The sequence below is a fragment of the Rathayibacter sp. AY1C7 genome (assembly GCF_002931865.1).
GTDB lineage: Bacteria > Actinomycetota > Actinomycetes > Actinomycetales > Microbacteriaceae > Rathayibacter.
Map to the genome: position 1 here is coordinate 80,575 of NZ_PSWB01000002.1, position 16,399 is coordinate 96,973.

Sequence of the window (16,399 nt, forward strand, 5' to 3'; positions counted from 1 at the left end):
TCCGTCGCCGAGGCGAGGGGGTCCCGTCCGTCCGGGGGCTCCCGCGACGGATCGCGGGAGGGGAGCCGAGGTCAGTCGGCGAGGATGAGGTACAGTGCGCGACGGGTCTCGTCGAGCTTGGCGGAGGCGGCGGCGCGCTGCGCCTCGGTCGCTCCGCGGAACTGCTGCACGACGCCCATCAGCTTGCCGACGTTCTCCATGAAGGCGCGATCGGCGTCGCTCGCGCCGGGAGTGGCCTCCCAGGCCGCGTCGAGCTCGTCGGCGTGCTCGCGCACGTAGGTGCCGCCCGCGTCCGTGAGCTGGTACTCGGTGCCGCGGCCCTCGCCGACGGCCGTGATGAGGCCCTCGTCGACGAGCTGCTGGAGAGTGGGGTAGACGGAGCCGGGGCTGGGACGCCACGATCCGTTCGTCTTCTCGGCGATGGCCTTGATCAGGCCGTAGCCGTTCGAGGACTTCTCGGAGAGGAGGGAGAGGAGGGCCGCGCGGACGTCACCGCGTCGGGCGCGTCCTCCGCCGCGGCCGAAGGGGCCGCCGAAGCCGGGGCCGAAGCCGCGGCCGTGACCGCCGGGTCCGCGGCGCTGTCCGCGGCCGGGGTGCTCGTGGCGGGAGGAGTGGTCGCCGTCGCAGGAGTCGCGGCGGTCGTCGGAGAAGAAGGTCCTGGAGTTCATGGGTGTGCTGCTCTCTGTCGTGAGGGGATCCCTTTCGATCGGATCCGGTCGCCCGTCGGGAGCGGCTGCTTCCGATCTGTCGGCGATGCAGTAACGATATATCGGTGATGGATCGGATGTCAACACCTGAACTGCCCGTAGCCTGGGAGCTCCCCGTCGATCGAGAGGTCCCGCATGCCGCGTCCCGACTCCGAGCTCGAGGCGTACCTCGACTCCTCCCTCCTCGCCGGGGACGTCCTCACCGGCCGCGCGAGCAACCTCGGCAACCTCCGCCGGCTCGCCGCCCGCGAGCCCGCGCACCTCTACGGGGTGGACGTGGCCGAGCACTGGACGCTCGAGAGCCTGCTCGCCCTGATGGGGGAGCGCGTGGGGATCAGCACCGACCCCTCCTTCGAGAGCGGGCAGGACCGGATCGACGCCCGCCTGACGGTCGCGGGTCTCGCCCGCTACCGCGACCGGTTCGCCGCCGCTGTCCGCGAGGGGGCGCTCCTCCTGTTCGCCACAGCGCACCCCGCGACCCTGATGGACGTCTACCGCCGCTTCGCTGCTGCCGCGACGGAACGGGGCGCTCGCGTGATCGACGTGAACGCGCTCCCGTTCGCCGCCCCCGACGGCATCCGCGTTCCTCTCGCGGACGAGCACCAGGCCCTGTGGTGCACCGGCGGGGTCACCTGCGTCTACCGCGGGGGAGGGCTGCAGCACACGCACTCGCCGGAGCCGATGGACGCGCTGCTCGACCGCCTCGACGAGCTCGGCGTCCGCCCCGACCTGGTCGTCGCCGACCACGGCTTCGCGGGCGCGGCCGGCCGGCGGGGGCTGCCGGTCATCGCGATCGCCGACTGCAACGACCCGGCGGTGTTCGTCGCCGAGGCGCAGGGCTCGATCGAGGTGGTCGTCCCGATCGACGACGGGCTGGCCGTCCACCTCTACGAGCCGGTGATCGACTTCGTCCTCCGCGCCCTCTCGGAGCCCGCGCGCACCTGACGGCTCGTAGAATCGCCTTCGGCTCGTCGCGATCCCGGATCCGACGGGCCGACCGTTTTCGCGAGTCCCCGCACTCGCCCACCACTGCAGACGGAGCATCCGTGACCCAGCCCCACGACGGCCTCCTCCCGCGCTTCGCCGTCGGCGTCGACATCGGGGGGACGTCGATCAAGGCGTCCCTCGTCGACGTCACCACCGGCGAGCGGGCGGCTCGGCGCTTCGCGGTCGCGAACCCGCTGGGCAAGGAGCCCGAGGACTTCGCCGAGGCGATCGCCGGAATCGTCCGGGACGTCTCGCCGATCGCGGGCACGCCCGTGGGCGTCGGCTTCCCCGGGATCGTCCGCGGCGGCGTCGTCCGCCAGACCACCCACGTCTCGCAGCGCTGGGTCGGGCTCGACGCGCAGGCCCTCCTCTCGGAGGCGACCGGGGTCGACGTCGTCGTCGTCAACGACGCGGACGCGGCAGGAGTCGCCGAGCGCGAGTTCGGGGCCATGCGCGGACGCGAGGGCCTCCTCCTGCTGACCACCCTCGGCACCGGCATCGGGACGGCGCTCGTCCACGAGGGCGTGGTGATCCCCAACTCCGAGCTCGGTCACCTGCACATCGACGGTCCCGACTTCGAGCCGAAGGTCGGCTTCTCGGCCGTCCGCCGCGAGGGCATCACCCTCGAGGAGTGGGCGGGTCGCCTCAGCGTCTACTACCGGCACCTCGAGATGCTGCTCTCGCCGCAGCTGTTCGTGATCGGCGGCGCGGCGGCGCACGTCTTCGACGAGTTCGCCCGCTTCCTCGACATCGGCACCGAGATCGTCCCCGCCCGCTTCGGCAACGACGCCGGATTCACGGGCGCCGCGATGGTCGCCGTCTCGCCCGACCGCCTCGCGCCCTGGTACCGCTCCACCCGCGGCGCCCGCCTCGACCCCGGGGCGCCCGCCATCGCCGACTGACCCCTCCCTGCACCGAGGGAGCCCCGACCCGTCGAGGTGACCCGGCGGAGCGGGGTCCCTCGACGGTCCGGGGTTCCCTCAGCGGGCCGACAGGCCGCGGTAGACGGCGTCCAGCCGGGCGGCGGCGGCCGGCCAGGAGTGGGCGGCCGCCCAGTCGACGCCGCCGCGGCCGAGACGCGCCAGCTCACCGGGCGAGCCCAGCAGGGTCAGGATCGCCTCGGCCCACGCCGCGGGGGAGTCGGAGTCGAGCAGCACGCCGCTCCCGCCGTCGCGCACCGCGTCCACCAGGCCGGTCGTCCTGCGCGCGAGCACGGGAGTGCCGCTGCCGGCCGCCTCGAGCGCGATCAGCCCGAAGGTCTCGGCCGCCGAGGGCACGAGCGCCAGCTGAGCGCTCCGGAGCCGCTCCGCCACCCGGTCGCGGTCGGCGGCCCCCTCGATCAGCACGCGGTCTCCCAGCGGAGCCGCCACGGCGCGCACCGCGTCGAGGTACGACTCCCGGCCCGGTGCCGCCCCGCCCACCAGCCGCAGCACCGGCCGCTCCGCCGGCGCGATTCTCGCGAGCGCCTCGACCGCCAGCAGCTGGCCCTTGAGCGGCTGCACCCGGCCGACCAGGACGACTCCGGAGCGCTCGCCGCCGCCCGGGCGGAACCGCGCGTCGACTCCGGGCGGCACCACGACGACCCGGTCCGGATCCGCGCCGTACCCGCTGACGACGTCCTCCTGCTCCGAGGCGCCCGCCACCACGATCGCGTCGGCGGAGGCGAGCACGGCGCGCTCCGCGTCGATCCGCTGCTGCGGCTCCGCGACGTCGCCCGGGGCGAGCCGGGCGTTCTTCGCGAGCGAGCCCGAGTGCATCGAGTGCACGTGCGGCCTGCCGGTGAGCGCCCCCGCGAGGCCCGACACCCAGTAGTGCGAGTGCACGACGTCGGCCCCCTCCGCGGCGCGCGCGAACTCCGGCGCCGCGGCTGCCAGCGCGTACTTGTCGCCCGCCGGCACCGGCACGCCGACCACCCGCACACCCGGCGCGAGCATCCGGACGCCCTCGCCGCGGGTCAGCACCTCGATCTCCCAGCCGAGCGCAGCCAGCTCCGGGAGCACCGCCGCGAGGTACACGTTCATCCCGCCCGCGTCGCCCGTCGACGGCTGCTCGAGCGGGGAGGTGTGCGCCGAGACGACGGCCAGACGGGGCATCCCTCCATCGTAGGGACGGCCGTGCGTCCTCCACGGATCCCGGTCCGCGGCTCGCAGCGCCTCCGGAATCGGGTTGAATAGACGGATGCGCTCGTTCGAGCGCGGAGAGCGTGAGGTCCATGGCCCGCCAGAGTCCCCCCGGTGAGGTGCTGCCGTCGGCCGCACCCGGGCCGGTGACCGCCGGCCACGAGCCCTTCTCCGAGCAGGACATCCGCGCCCTCGTCGGAACCGCCGCCGTCGAGAAGGGCACCGCGTACGCGGACGAGGGCCGCGTGCGCGAGCTGCAGTGGTTCGGCGGCCGCACCCGCCTCTTCGGCCAGGTCCGCGGATCCGGGCGCTCGCCGTACGCCGTGAGCGTGCAGCTCCGCGACGAGGGCGAGCACTGGACCCTCCTCGGCGGCGCCTGCAGCTGCCCGGTCAAGCACGAGTGCAAGCACGTCGCCGCCGTCCTGATCGAGGCCCTGCGCCGCGAGCGCGAGGGCGGAGTGGCCGGTCCCTTCCCGGGCGAGGCCGCAGTCGACGCCGTCCCCGAGTGGCGCAGCGCGCTCGCCCCGCTCCTCGCCGGCGCGGAGCGCTCGCACACCGGCATCCCGCTCGGCCTGCAGTTCGAGCTGCTGCCCGGCGAGCCCGTGCGTCGCCCGCCCGGCCGCTACAACTCCTACCGGCCGCCGCCCGAGCCGCGCCCGCGCCTGGGCGTGCGCCCGGTGCGGATGGGCGACCGCGATCGCTGGGTCCGCACCGGCACCAGCTGGCGCGACCTCGGCTACCTGCACTACAGCCACGACTACGACGAGCGCCAGATCGACGTGATCCGCGAGATGCAGGGCCTGCTGTCCGGGCACAGCGCCTCCAGCTACTACTCGCCCGACACCTGGCTCTACCTCGACCAGTGCCGGAGCGAGGCGATCTGGGCGGCACTGCACGGCGCCGTCCGCGCGGGCATCGGCCTGGTGATGGGCGACCGCGACCAGACGCCGCTGAAGATCCTCGACACGACGGCCACCGCCTCCATCGACGTCACGCGCACCGCCGCCGGCCTCGAGCTGCGCTCGCTCGTCGCGATCGGCGACCACCCGGCGCCCGAGGAGTTCGGCTTCATCGGCGACCCGGCCGTCGGCCTCTACACGTGGGAGGGCGGCGACGAGATGCGCGCCCGCCCGGTCACGCTCATCCCGTTCGCCGCGCCGCTGCTGTCCTCCGCGCGCACGTTCCTCTGGAGCCGCGAGGCCATCCGCATCCCGGTGGCCGAGGAGTCGGCGTTCCTCACCGAGCACTACCAGCGGCTGCACCGGCTGTTCGACATCGTCTCCCGCGACGGCTCCTTCGAGGCGCCCGCGGTGCCCGAGCCGCGCCTCGGCCTCACCCTCGAGCACACCGACGGCGCGGGCCTGCGCGGCTCGTGGTGGTGGCGCTACGGAGTGGAGGGGGCGCGCGGCGGCGTGGACGCCGAGCGGCTCCCGCTGCGGGTCGGCGAGGACGCGGGCTACCGCGACCCCGAGGCCGAGCAGCGGATCCTCGACTCCCTCGTCGGAGCGGGTCTCGACCCGGAGTCGACGCCCGCCCTGGTGTCCCCGTCGAGCAGGCGCCTGCGCCCCACCTTCGACCTGCGCGGCATGCAGACCGTCGGCTTCCTCACCGGCGAGGTCGAGCGGCTCCGCGAGCTGGGCACCGTCGAGATCGAGGAGATCGGCGAGCGCGTCGAGTACCGCGAGGCGCAGACCGCGCCCGTGGTCGCCGTGCAGACCGTCGCCCAGCCCGACAGCCGCGACTGGTTCAACCTCGAGATCTCCGTCACCGTCAACGACGAGGCGGTCCCGCTGGCCGAGATCTTCCTCGCGCTCGCCCGCGGCGACGAGTACATGGTGCTGCCCAGCGGCGTCTACTTCGCCCTCGACGACGAGCGGTTCGGCCGCCTCCGCGAGCTGATCGCCGAGGCCCGCGAGCTCTCGGACGACCCCGGCGAGACCCTGCGGATCAGCCGGTTCCAGTCCTCCCTCTGGGACGAGCTGGTCGAGCTGGGCGTCGTGGAGGCGCAGGCCGCCGCGTGGCGCCGCTCCGTGGAGGGGCTCTCCGGCTTCACCGCGACCGGTGCGCTGGAGTCGCGGGTCCTGCCCGAGGGCTTCGCCGTGGAGCTGCGGCCCTACCAGCAGCTCGGCTACGACTGGCTCTCGTTCCTCTACGACAACCAGCTCGGCGGCGTGCTCGCCGACGACATGGGCCTGGGCAAGACCGTGCAGTCCCTCGCCCTGGTCACCCGGGTGATGCAGGAGCAGCGCGCCGCGGCCGCGGAGGCGGGCACCTCGCCGCGCCCGTTCCTCGTCGTCGCTCCCACCAGCGTGGTGCCCAACTGGGTCGGCGAGGCCAAGCGCTTCGCCCCGGACCTCCGCGTCGTCGGGATCGACGAGACGTCGAAGAAGAAGCGGAAGGCGCTCTCGAGCGTCATCGGCGAGGCCGAGCTGGTCGTCACCTCCTACGCCCTGTTCCGGCTCGACTACGAGTCGTACTCGGGCATCCAGTGGTCGGGGCTCCTCCTCGACGAGGCGCAGTTCGTCAAGAACCGCCAGTCGGCGACGCACCAGCTCGCGCGCCGGCTCGACGTGCCCTTCAAGCTCGCCATCACGGGAACGCCGATGGAGAACAACGTGATGGAGCTCTGGTCGCTGCTGTCGATCGTCGCTCCGGGCCTGTTCCCCTCGCCCGCCGGGTTCGTCGAGTTCTACCAGAAGCCGATCGAGCGCGAGGCCGACAGCGAGAAGCTCTCGCAGCTGCGGCGGCGCATCCGCCCGCTGATGCTGCGGCGCACCAAGGAGCTCGTCGCCAAGGAGCTGCCGCCCAAGCAGGAGCAGACCCTCGAGGTCGAGCTCGGCCCGAAGCAGCGGAAGGTCTACGACACGTACCTGGCGCGGGAGCGGCAGCGCGTGCTGGGCCTGATCGGCGACTTCGAGAAGAACCGCTTCGCGATCTTCCGCGCGCTGACCGTGCTGCGCCAGGTCGCGCTCGACGCGGCACTGGTCGACGAGGCGCACGAGAGCGTGCCCTCGACCAAGCTCGACCTGCTCGACGAGCTGCTGGGCGACGCCCTCGGCGAGGGGCACCGCGTGCTGGTGTTCAGCCAGTTCACGCGGTTCCTCGGCCGGGTCCGCGGGCGGCTGGACGCGGCGGGCATCGAGTACGCCTACCTCGACGGAGCGACGAAGAAGCGCGACGAGGTCATCGAGCGGTTCCGCTCGGGCGCGGCGGGCGTGTTCCTGATCTCGCTCAAGGCCGGCGGCTTCGGGCTCAACCTCACCGAGGCCGACTACTGCATCCTGCTCGACCCGTGGTGGAACCCCGCCACCGAGTCGCAGGCGGTCGACCGCGCGCACCGCATCGGCCAGACCCGCTCGGTCATGGTCTACCGCCTGGTCGCGAAGGACACGATCGAGGAGAAGGTGATGGCCCTCAAGGAGGCGAAGGCCGCGCTCTTCGCCGCGGTCATGTCGGACGACGGCGCGGCGGCCACCGGCGGGATCACCGCCGAGGACGTGCGCGAGCTGCTGGGCTGAGCGCCGCCGCTACTCGCGCACCTGCTCCAGCAGGGTCGTGACGGCGGCGCGGGTGTCGGCGGCGAGTCGTCCGAGGCGGTGCGCGGCACGGATCGATACCGGCCGGTACGGGTGCACGAGCCGCCGGGCCGCCGTGCAGGGCAGCGCGAACGCCGCGACGACGCCCGCGTCGATCCCGTCGAGTCCGCCGTCGTCCCGGCCGAAGACGAGCTCCCGACCCTCGCGGGCGAGAGCCTCCGGCAGGTCGGCCTCGCCGATCGGGAGGCGCAGCACGGCGAGCAGGCCGGCCGCCTGCACCCGGCGCGGCAGCGGGCGTCCGAGGCGTCCCGCCGCGTGCACCGTGAAGAAGTCGGCCTGCCGCTCAAGGATGCCCGTGACCGTCTCGGCGAGGCGCTCCATCTCGGGGTGCAGCGAGAGCCGGGCGAGCCGGCGGTAGCCGTGCACCGCGACCCGGGCGTCCACCGCGAGGGCCAGCGCGACGGGGCCGGCGAGGGAGGCCGCGGCGCGGTCGAGGAGCGGGCGCGACCTCACCGTCGGCTCCGGCGGGCGGATGTCGATGCCGCGGATCTGCGGCGAGGCCGCGAGCACGTCGCCCAGGGCGTCGGCGATCCGGTGCCGCTCGGCGGCCCAGACGGACGCGAACGCGCGGACCTGCTCGTCGGGGTGGGCGCGCGCGAGGGGGAGCACCCGGGCCACGGTGGCGTGCTCGATGGCCCGCAGGTACGCGGTGGCGACGATGGCCTCGCGGTCCAGCGGCACCTCCTCGAACTCGCGCACCGAGAAGTGCTCGCGCAGGGCGCCGTGCGCGCTGCGGTGGTGGTCCTCGAGGTCGAACGGTTCCGCGATGCCCACGTCGTGCTCCTCCGCTAGTCCGGTCCCTCCATCCTGGGCCCCCGGTGCGAGAGGCGGAAGAGCACGCGCCCATCCCTGGGACACTGGGAGCCGGTCATCAGGCGGCCGGGGGAGCGGGGCGGGATGAGCGGGGCCCGGACCTCGGCGATCGGCGCCGTCCTCCTCGCCGCCGTCTGCTTCGGCACGACGGGGACCGCCCAGGCCCTCGGAGCGGCGGGCGTGGATCCGCTCCTCCTCGGGGCGGCGCGCATCGTCCTCGGCGGCGCCATGCTGGCCGCTCTCCTCGGCGTGGAGGCTCTGCGCCGGCGGAGCCGCTCCCGCTCGACCCGGGCCGTCGTGCTGCTCGTCGTGCTCGGAGCGGTCGGTGTCGCCGCGTACCAGCCCGCCTTCTTCACCGGCACCGCGCAGAACGGAGTCGCGGTCGGCACGATCGTCGCCCTCGGCTCCGCTCCCGCCTTCACCGGCCTGCTGGAGTGGCTCGTCCTGCGGACGACGCCGAGCCCGCGCTGGTTCGCCTCGACCGCGCTCGCCGCGGTCGGCGTGGTGCTCCTCGGCGGCGGCGGATCCGGCGGCGTGACGCTCCCCGGCCTCGCCGCGTCGGCCGCCGCCGGCGCCTCCTACGCGCTCTACGCCGTCTGCGGCAAGCTGCTGCTCGAGCGGGGGCTCAGCCCCGTCGCCGCCATGGGAGCCCAGTTCGGAGCCGCGGCGCTGCTGGCGGTCCCGTTCCTGCTGCTGGGCGATCCGTCGCGGCTCTCCGGCTCGATCCCGGCCGCGCTCTGGCTCGGAGTGGTGACGGTCGCCGTGGCCTACACCTTCTTCGCGCGCGGCCTGCGAGTGCTTCCCGCGGCGACCGTCTCGACGCTCACCCTCCTGGAGCCGGCGACCGCGACTCTCCTCGGAGTGGCGGTGCTGGGGGAGCGGCTCACCGCGGGAGCCGTCCTGGGCGTCGCGGTGCTGGTGGCGGCGGTGCTGCTGCTGGCGGTGCGGGGGCGCCGCCGTTCCGGTGCGCGGACAGAGGCGCCGCCGCGCTCCGCGGAGTAGCGTCGACTCCCACCGACCCGACGACGAGGCGGAGCGCATGACCAACCCGTGGCTGGCCCGCCCTGGCAGCGGTCGGCGGCGCGCGCTGGTCGAGGAGTCGTGGGAGCGCGCACGGCGGCGGCGCCTCGATCCGGACCGGCTGACGGCACCGCTCTCGTTCTCGGGAGACGACCTCCGCGAGTACCGCACCGGGCATCCGCTCGCCTCGGTCCTCCCTGTCATCCGCCGCCTGTTGGTGCGCGACGCCGACGAGGACAGCGGCGTGCTCGTCGCGGTGGGCGACGCGCTCGGGCGGCTGCTCTGGATCGACGGGGACCAGCACCTCAAGAGCCTCGCCGAGGGGATGTCGTTCGTCGAGGGCGCGGCGTGGGCCGAGCCCGACGTCGGGACGTCCGCGCCGGGGACGGCCCTCGTGCTCGATCACGGCGTGCAGATCCACGGCGCCGAGCACTTCGCCTCGCTCGTGCACCCGTGGAGCTGCACCGCAGTCCCCGTGCACGACCCCGAGACGCACGAGATCCTCGGAGTGATCGACATCACCGGCGGCGCCGACGTCGTCGCCCCGCAGACCCTCCCGCTGATGGAGGCGACCGCCGCCGCCGTCGAGAGCGAGCTGATGGTGCAGCGGCTCCTCCGCCCGCGGCGGCCCGCTGCACGGAGCACGGCGGCGGCCCGGGCGCCGAGCCTGCGGGTCCTCGGGCGCGAGACGGGCCTGGTGACGGCCGCCGGAGCGACGCTCGAGCTCAGCAGCCGGCACGCCGAGATCCTGACCCTGCTCGCCTGGCACCGGGCCGGGCTCTCGGCCGAGCAGCTCGCCCTCCTGCTCCACGGCCGGGACGACGCGGTGGTCACCGTCCGCGCCGAGATGGTGCGGCTGCGCCGCGCGCTCGAGCCGACCCTCCCGCGCCTGGTGCCCCTCTCGCGCCCCTACCGCCTGGCGAGCCCGGTCGACCTCGACGCCCGCCAGGTGCTGGGCCTGCTCGACCGCGGCTCCCACCGCCTCGCCCTGGACGCCTACCGGGGCGCGCCGCTGCCCTCGTCCGAGGCGCCGGGGATCCGGGCGATCGCCGGCGAGCTGCGCCTGCGGGTGCGGGCGAGCGTCCTCGCCGATGCGGCGCCCGCGACCCTCCTCGCCTGGGCGGAGGGCCCGGACGGCCGCGACGACGCGGAGGTGTGGCGGGAGCTCCTGCGCGTCCTCCCGCCCCGCTCGCCCCGGCGTGCCGGTGTCGCCGCGCACCTCGAGACGATCGAGGCGGAGCAGCGCTGAGCCGTCCCGTCCGCTTCCGCGACTCCCGCCGGAGCCGTCCGGCCGCGGAGCCGCCTCGCTAGCCTCGACGCATGAGCACCCTCGCACCACCTCCCCGGGCCCTCGCGAGCGGAGTCGCGGGGGGCCTGCTCCTGATGGCGGTCTTCACGATGTGGTGGGCGAGCGACACCACGGTCGGCTGGCCGGCTCCGGCGGCGACGACCGCCGTGACCGTCTGCGCGCTCGCGGCCGTGGTCTTCGCCGTGCAGGCCGTCCGCCTCCTCGTCGCCCGGCGGAGGATGGCGGTGGAGCTCACCGACGCCGACCGCGTGGCGAAGCCGAACGGTCTGCTGTTCGGGGCGGTCTTCGCCGCGGAGGGCGTGCTGATCGGTGTCGCGGTGGGCGTCCTCACCGGCACCGGGCTCGACCGGTTCCTCGTGCCGGCCATCGCCGTGATCGTGGGCCTGCACTTCTATCCGATGGCGAGGATCTTCGGCCGGACCCTCGACCTCTGGCTCGCCACCTGGACGACGCTGGTCGGAGCGATCGGAGTCGTCGTGGTCCTCGTCGACGGCTCCGCCTGGCCGCAGGTGTGGTCCTGGGTCGGCGCGGGGGCCGCAGCGGCCACGGTGACCTACGGCGTCTACATGAGCCGGATCGCCCAGCGCCTGCTCGCGAGCGTATGAGGTCCGGGCCGCGGGGCCCTCCTCCTCGGGCGGCCGCGTCTCCGCCCGGCCGGTCCGGTCTCCGTCCTCGCCGCTCCCGCCGGTGCGTCGACCCGTGCAACGTCGTGCAACCCCCCGCGACGTAGCGTCAGGACCGGGCGCCCACCCCGCGCCCACGACAACGACGTCGATGGAGGTCCACATGACGCTGTACGCCGACCAGGTCGCCGAGCAGGCACCGCAGGAGCCGGGTTCCACGGTCTACGCGAATCCAGGCACGGAGGGATCCGTCGCCTCCTTCCGCTCGCGCTACGACCACTACATCGGAGGCGAGCACGTCGCCCCCGCGAGCGGCCAGTACTTCGAGAACATCACCCCGATCACCGGGAAGCCCTTCTGCGAGATCGCCCGCGGCACCGCCGCCGACGTCAACCGCGCCGTCGAGGCGGGCTGGAAGGCGTTCGCGAGTTGGGGGAAGACCAGCCCCGCCGAGCGCTCGAACATGCTCCTGAAGATCGCCGACCGCATGGAGGCGAACCTCGAGCTGCTCGCCGTCGCCGAGACGTGGGAGAACGGCAAGCCCGTGCGCGAGACCCTCGCCGCCGACATCCCCCTCGCGATCGACCACTTCCGCTACTTCGCCGGAGCGATCCGCGCGCAGGAGGGAGGCGTCTCCGAGATCGACCACGACACGATCGCGTACCACTTCCACGAGCCGCTGGGCGTGGTCGGGCAGATCATCCCCTGGAACTTCCCGATCCTGATGGCCGTGTGGAAGCTCGCGCCGGCGCTCGCCGCGGGCAACTGCGTGGTGCTGAAGCCGGCCGAGCAGACGCCGGCGTCCATCCACGTGCTGCTCGACCTGATCGGCGACCTCATCCCCGCCGGCGTGCTCAACGTCGTCAACGGATTCGGGTTCGAAGCGGGCGCACCGCTCGCCTCCCACCCGCGCATCCGCAAGATCGCCTTCACCGGCGAGACGACCACCGGCCGCCTGATCATGCAGTACGCCAGCGAGAACCTCATCCCGGTGACGCTGGAGCTGGGCGGCAAGAGCCCCAACGTGTTCTTCGCCGACGTCGCCGCGGAACGCGACTCCTTCTACGACAAGGCGCTCGAGGGCTTCTCGTTCTTCGCCCTCAACCAGGGCGAGGTCTGCACCTGCCCGTCGCGGGCGCTCGTGCAGCGCTCGATCTACGACGACTTCGTCGGAGACGGCCTCGAGCGGGTCAAGCGGATCAAACAGGGCAACCCGCTCGACACCGCCACGATGATCGGCGCCCAGGCCTCGAACGACCAGCTCGAGAAGATCCTCTCCTACATGGACATCGGCAAGCAGGAGGGAGCGAAGCTGCTCATCGGCGGCGACCGCGCCGACCTCGGCGGCGAGCTCAGCGGCGGCTACTACGTCAACCCGACCGTGTTCGAGGGCCGCAACTCGATGCGCATCTTCCAGGAGGAGATCTTCGGACCCGTCCTCGCCCTCACCTCCTTCGACGACTTCGACGACGCGATCGGCATCGCCAACGACACCCTCTACGGCCTCGGCGCCGGAGTGTGGAGCCGCAACGGCGCCCAGCTCTACCGCGCCGGCCGGGCCATCGAAGCCGGCCGCGTCTGGTCGAACACCTACCACCAGTACCCCGCGCACGCGGCGTTCGGCGGCTACAAGCAGTCGGGCATCGGACGCGAGAACCACAAGGTGATGCTCGACCACTACCAGCAGACGAAGAACCTCCTCGTCTCCTACGCGGAAGGACCGATGGGCTTCTTCTGAGCTGGTTCGCACGGGCTCCTCGTTCCTCGTCGCCCGTGCCGCGGTCGGCTCGCCGACGTGGCCGGGTGGGGAGGAGCGGGGAGCGTTCGCACCGAGACGGATCCGCTGGCACGCGGATCCGCCGTTCGGTGCTCGGCCCTTCGGGCGAGGCACCTGACGGCGCGCGGAAGGACGGTGCTCGGCCCTGCGGGCGAGGCACCTGACGACGCGCGGGAGAACGGTGCTCGGCCCTTTCGGGCGAGGCACCTGGCGACGCGTGGAAGGACGGTGCTCGGCCCTGCGGGAGAGGCACCTGGCGGCGCGTGGGAGGACGGTGCTCGGCCCTGCGGGAGAGGCACCTGGCGGCGCGCGGAAGGACGGTGCTCGGCCCTTCGGGCGAGGCATCGGACGAGGGGGCGCCCCCTCATGTTGATCGAGTAGTCCGCGCAGCGGCGTATCGAGACGCCGCCCGCAGGAGCGTCCGCCGTCAGCGGTCGGGCGCACACAGACATTCCCACCACGAGCGAAGGAGCACCACTCATGACCTCCACGAGGGTCGACGTCACTGCGGAGGCGGCCGGCATGCTCCGCCGGATGACGGCGCTGCACGGGCCGCTCATGTTCCACCAGTCGGGCGGATGCTGCGACGGCAGCTCCCCGATGTGCTTCCCCACCGGGATGTTCCGCACCGGCGCCTCGGACGTGCTCGTCGAATCGCTCCGGCTCGACGGCTTGGACCCGATCGACTTCTGGATGTCCCGCTCCCAGTTCGAGTACTGGAAGCACACCCACCTCACCGTCGACCTCGTCGACGGGCGGGGCAGCGGATTCAGCGTCGAAGCACCCGAGGGCAAGCGCTTCATGATCCGCAGCCGACTGCTGACCGACGACGAGCTCGTCGAGTTCGGGCTGCTCCCCGCCGGAGCCGTCGAGCCCTGAGCCGGCTTCCCTGACCCGTTCCCCCTGACCCGTTCCCGTCGCAGATCCTCGCCGACCGGCGACGTCCCTGACCTGCGGTGTCAGCCGCCCGGAGCGGGAGCGGGCGGCGCCTTCCCCGTGCTCAGCTGCACGCCCACCACCGAGCCCTTGTCCACGCGGGTGCCCGCGGCCGGACCGGTGCCGGCCACGGTGTTCATCGGCTGCGTGGAGTCGACCTGCGACGTCGCTCCGGGTGTGAGCCCTGCGGCGATCAGCGCCTGCGCGGCGGAGTCGCTGGTCCGGCCCGACAGGTCCGGCACGGTGACCTGCGGCGCCGCGATGAGCGACTGGTCGGCCTGCGGGAAGTCGGAGCCGCCGTAGCGGGAGTCGATCGCCGTCATCAACGGCTTCCAGATCCGGTGGCGGGCCGAGGGCGCCCAGCCGCTGTCGAAGTCGATCGAGTCGAGGTTCACCCTCGAGCCGTCCGCGCGTGCCGAGATGCTGCCGACCCAGACCGCGAGGGAGGTCTCGGTCGAGGCGCCGATGGCCCAGGTGTCGGCGGAGTTGTCGGTGGTGCCCGTCTTGGTGATGTGCTGGATGCCGTTCTTCGGATCGTCCTCGACACCCGTGCCCTCGGCGGTCACCTTGAGCATCGTGTACTGCATCGCCGAGGCGACCCTCGACGACACCGCCCGGCTGCAGGTCGTCTCCACCGGCTCGATCTCGCGGCTGTCCGCTCCGACGATCGCCGTGATCGCGACGGGGGTGCAGGTCGTGCCGTTCGCGGCGATGCCGGAGTAGGCGGTCGCCATGGTGAGCGGTGCGATCTCGTTGGTGCCGAGGACCGCTCCCGGCGACTGCACGAGCGCGGTCCCGTCCGCGCGGTGCACTCCGAAGGCCTCGGCCTGCTTGCGGATCTCGCACTGGTCGAGCAGGTGCGACATCCCGGTGAAGCCCGTGTTCAGCGAGTAGATCGTCGAGTACAGCGCCGTCTGGGTGTCGGTGTAGCCGCCGTCGCCGGCGTTCTTGGGGTTGTAGGAGTCGTAGTCCCAGGTGCCCTCGCAGCTGTCGGCGAAGCCGGTCCAGTTCTTCTGCTTCGAGTCGAACTGCTCGAGCAGGGTGTGCCCGCGGTCGAGCCACTCGGCGAGCGTGAACACCTTGTAGGCGGAGCCGGTCTGAAAGCCGTTGCCGCCGCCCGCGGACGCGTCGACGTTGAGGTTGATCGCCGAGAACTCCGGCCCGCTCGCGATCACGTCCGGGTCCTGGCTGTAGCGCTTGTTCTGCACCATCGTGAGGATGCGCCCGGTGCCGTTCTGGACGGCGACCGCCGTCGCCCCGACGTCGAAGCGCGGATCGGAGGAGGGGACCTGCTCGTCCATCAGCTCCTGCGCGGTCCTCTGCAGATCGAGATCGATCGTCGTGTAGACCTTGATCCCGCCCTGCTTGATCGCCGCGTAGCGCTCGTCGTCGGTCGCTCCGAGCGCCGGGTCGTCTCGGAGGACGTGGGTCACGTAGTCGCAGAAGTAGGCCGCGCTGCCGGCCGTCTGGCAGCCGGTGGACGGCGGGGTGATGTCGGGGGTGATCGCCTCGGCGGCCGCGGCGTCGTGCGCGGCCTGGTCGATGCTCCCCGTCTCGAGCATCCGGTCGAGGATGTAGTCGCGCCGCTCCCGGGTCTGCGCGTAGCCGTTCGCTTCGCCGTTGGCCGTGTCGTCCGGACGGTCGAAGCGGAACTTCTCGGGGTTGTTCACGATGGCCAGGAGCGAGGCGGACTGCGCGAGGGAGAGGTCGGCCGCCGGGATGCCGTAGTAGTACTCCGCCGCGGCCTCGATGCCGTAGACGGTGCCTCCGAACAGCGCGATGTTGAGGTAGCCGAGGAGGATGTCGTCCTTCGAGGACACCTTCTCGAGCCCGATCGCGAGCCGCATCTCCTTGAGCTTGCGCTCGGCCGTGGTCGCCGTCGCCTCCGCGTACGCGCGGTCGCGGTCCGCCTCGTCCGGGATCGATTCGGCCTTCTGCACCAGCACGTTCTTCACGTACTGCTGCGTGATCGACGAGCCGCCCTGGGTGTCGCCGTCGAGGAGGTAGGTGCTGGCGATGGCGCGGAGGGTGCCCTGCAGGTCGATCCCGCCGTGGTCGTAGAAGCGTGGGTCCTCGCTCGCGACGAGCGCGTCCTTCACGGAGTCGGCGATCCGGTCGGCCGGCACCTCGATCCGGTTCTGGTCGTAGAAGGAGGCCAGCAGTGTCGGATCGTCCGGGTCGCCCGCGTAGACGTCGCTCTTCTGCATCAGGCGCCCGACTTCGAGGTAGCTCGGGAGGGACTGGAACGCCGAGATGGTGCCGGAGGTCGCCGCGCCGGTGAGCGCGGCGGCGGGGGCGACCACGAGCGAGGCGAGCAGACCCGCCAGGACGCTGACGATCACGAATCCGAACAGCGCGCCGAGAGCCCCGTGGACGGTTCGACGGGGCTGGAAGACGGGGACGTTCGGTCGCTTCAGGATGGATCCTCTCGCTGCACCAGCACCCTAGGCGAGGCCTGCGACATCCCCGACGAGGCGCGCCACGGCCGCGCCGGACGCCCGTCCGCCCGGA

The 16,399-nt window shown here is 73.0% G+C and carries 12 protein-coding genes; 8 read left to right on the forward strand and 4 right to left on the reverse strand.

Going from position 1 to position 16,399, the window contains the following annotated elements:
* Window positions 1-71: 71 nt before the first annotated feature.
* The gene (locus C5C69_RS01370) at window positions 72-668 is read right to left on the reverse strand and encodes a PadR family transcriptional regulator (protein WP_104257140.1); all 597 of its coding nucleotides are present in this window, start codon (window positions 666-668) and stop codon (window positions 72-74) included.
* Window positions 669-842: 174 nt separating this feature from the next.
* On the opposite strand from C5C69_RS01370, the gene C5C69_RS01375 reads away from it, so the two are divergent.
* Complete coding sequence (locus tag C5C69_RS01375) at window positions 843-1,652, forward strand: phosphatase (RefSeq protein WP_104257141.1); 810 nt, start codon at window positions 843-845, stop codon at window positions 1,650-1,652.
* A 101-nt stretch (window positions 1,653-1,753) separates the two neighbouring features.
* On the forward strand, window positions 1,754-2,596 hold the full coding sequence (locus C5C69_RS01380) for an ROK family protein (protein ID WP_258061252.1): 843 nt from the start codon (window positions 1,754-1,756) through the stop codon (window positions 2,594-2,596).
* Window positions 2,597-2,674: 78 nt separating this feature from the next.
* Here C5C69_RS01380 and C5C69_RS01385 read toward each other — a convergent pair whose 3' ends face one another.
* On the reverse strand, window positions 2,675-3,787 hold the full coding sequence (locus C5C69_RS01385) for a glycosyltransferase (RefSeq protein ID WP_104257142.1): 1,113 nt from the start codon (window positions 3,785-3,787) through the stop codon (window positions 2,675-2,677).
* A gap of 119 nt (window positions 3,788-3,906) precedes the next feature.
* Here C5C69_RS01385 and C5C69_RS01390 point away from each other — a divergent pair, with 119 nt between their 5' ends.
* Entirely contained in the window at window positions 3,907-7,332 is a 3,426-nt protein-coding gene (locus tag C5C69_RS01390; protein WP_104224188.1) for a DEAD/DEAH box helicase, read from the forward strand.
* 9 nt (window positions 7,333-7,341) lie between these two features.
* On the opposite strand, the gene C5C69_RS01395 is transcribed toward C5C69_RS01390, so the two are convergent.
* Complete coding sequence (locus C5C69_RS01395) at window positions 7,342-8,184, reverse strand: hypothetical protein (protein ID WP_104225933.1); 843 nt, start codon at window positions 8,182-8,184, stop codon at window positions 7,342-7,344.
* A 123-nt stretch (window positions 8,185-8,307) separates the two neighbouring features.
* Between C5C69_RS01395 and C5C69_RS01400 the strand changes: the two genes are divergently transcribed.
* From C5C69_RS01400 to C5C69_RS01420, 5 genes are all read left to right on the forward strand, one after another.
* Window positions 8,308-9,225 carry a DMT family transporter gene (locus C5C69_RS01400; RefSeq protein WP_104257143.1) on the forward strand — a complete coding sequence of 306 codons (918 nt, stop codon included), beginning with the start codon at window positions 8,308-8,310 and terminating at the stop codon, window positions 9,223-9,225.
* A 37-nt stretch (window positions 9,226-9,262) separates the two neighbouring features.
* Window positions 9,263-10,492: a GAF domain-containing protein gene (locus tag C5C69_RS01405; RefSeq protein ID WP_104233439.1), complete on the forward strand. Its 1,230-nt coding sequence runs from the start codon at window positions 9,263-9,265 to the stop codon at window positions 10,490-10,492.
* A gap of 71 nt (window positions 10,493-10,563) precedes the next feature.
* Window positions 10,564-11,157: a hypothetical protein gene (locus tag C5C69_RS01410; protein WP_104257144.1), complete on the forward strand. Its 594-nt coding sequence runs from the start codon at window positions 10,564-10,566 to the stop codon at window positions 11,155-11,157.
* A 181-nt stretch (window positions 11,158-11,338) separates the two neighbouring features.
* The gene (locus C5C69_RS01415; RefSeq protein ID WP_104257145.1) at window positions 11,339-12,913 is read left to right on the forward strand and encodes an aldehyde dehydrogenase family protein; all 1,575 of its coding nucleotides are present in this window, start codon (window positions 11,339-11,341) and stop codon (window positions 12,911-12,913) included.
* A gap of 519 nt (window positions 12,914-13,432) precedes the next feature.
* Window positions 13,433-13,831 (forward strand): DUF779 domain-containing protein, encoded by a 399-nt coding sequence (locus C5C69_RS01420; RefSeq protein WP_104225930.1) that lies wholly within the window; start codon window positions 13,433-13,435, stop codon window positions 13,829-13,831.
* An 80-nt stretch (window positions 13,832-13,911) separates the two neighbouring features.
* Here C5C69_RS01420 and C5C69_RS01425 read toward each other — a convergent pair whose 3' ends face one another.
* The gene (locus tag C5C69_RS01425) at window positions 13,912-16,230 is read right to left on the reverse strand and encodes a transglycosylase domain-containing protein (RefSeq protein WP_104257146.1); all 2,319 of its coding nucleotides are present in this window, start codon (window positions 16,228-16,230) and stop codon (window positions 13,912-13,914) included.
* Window positions 16,231-16,399 lie beyond the last annotated feature (169 nt).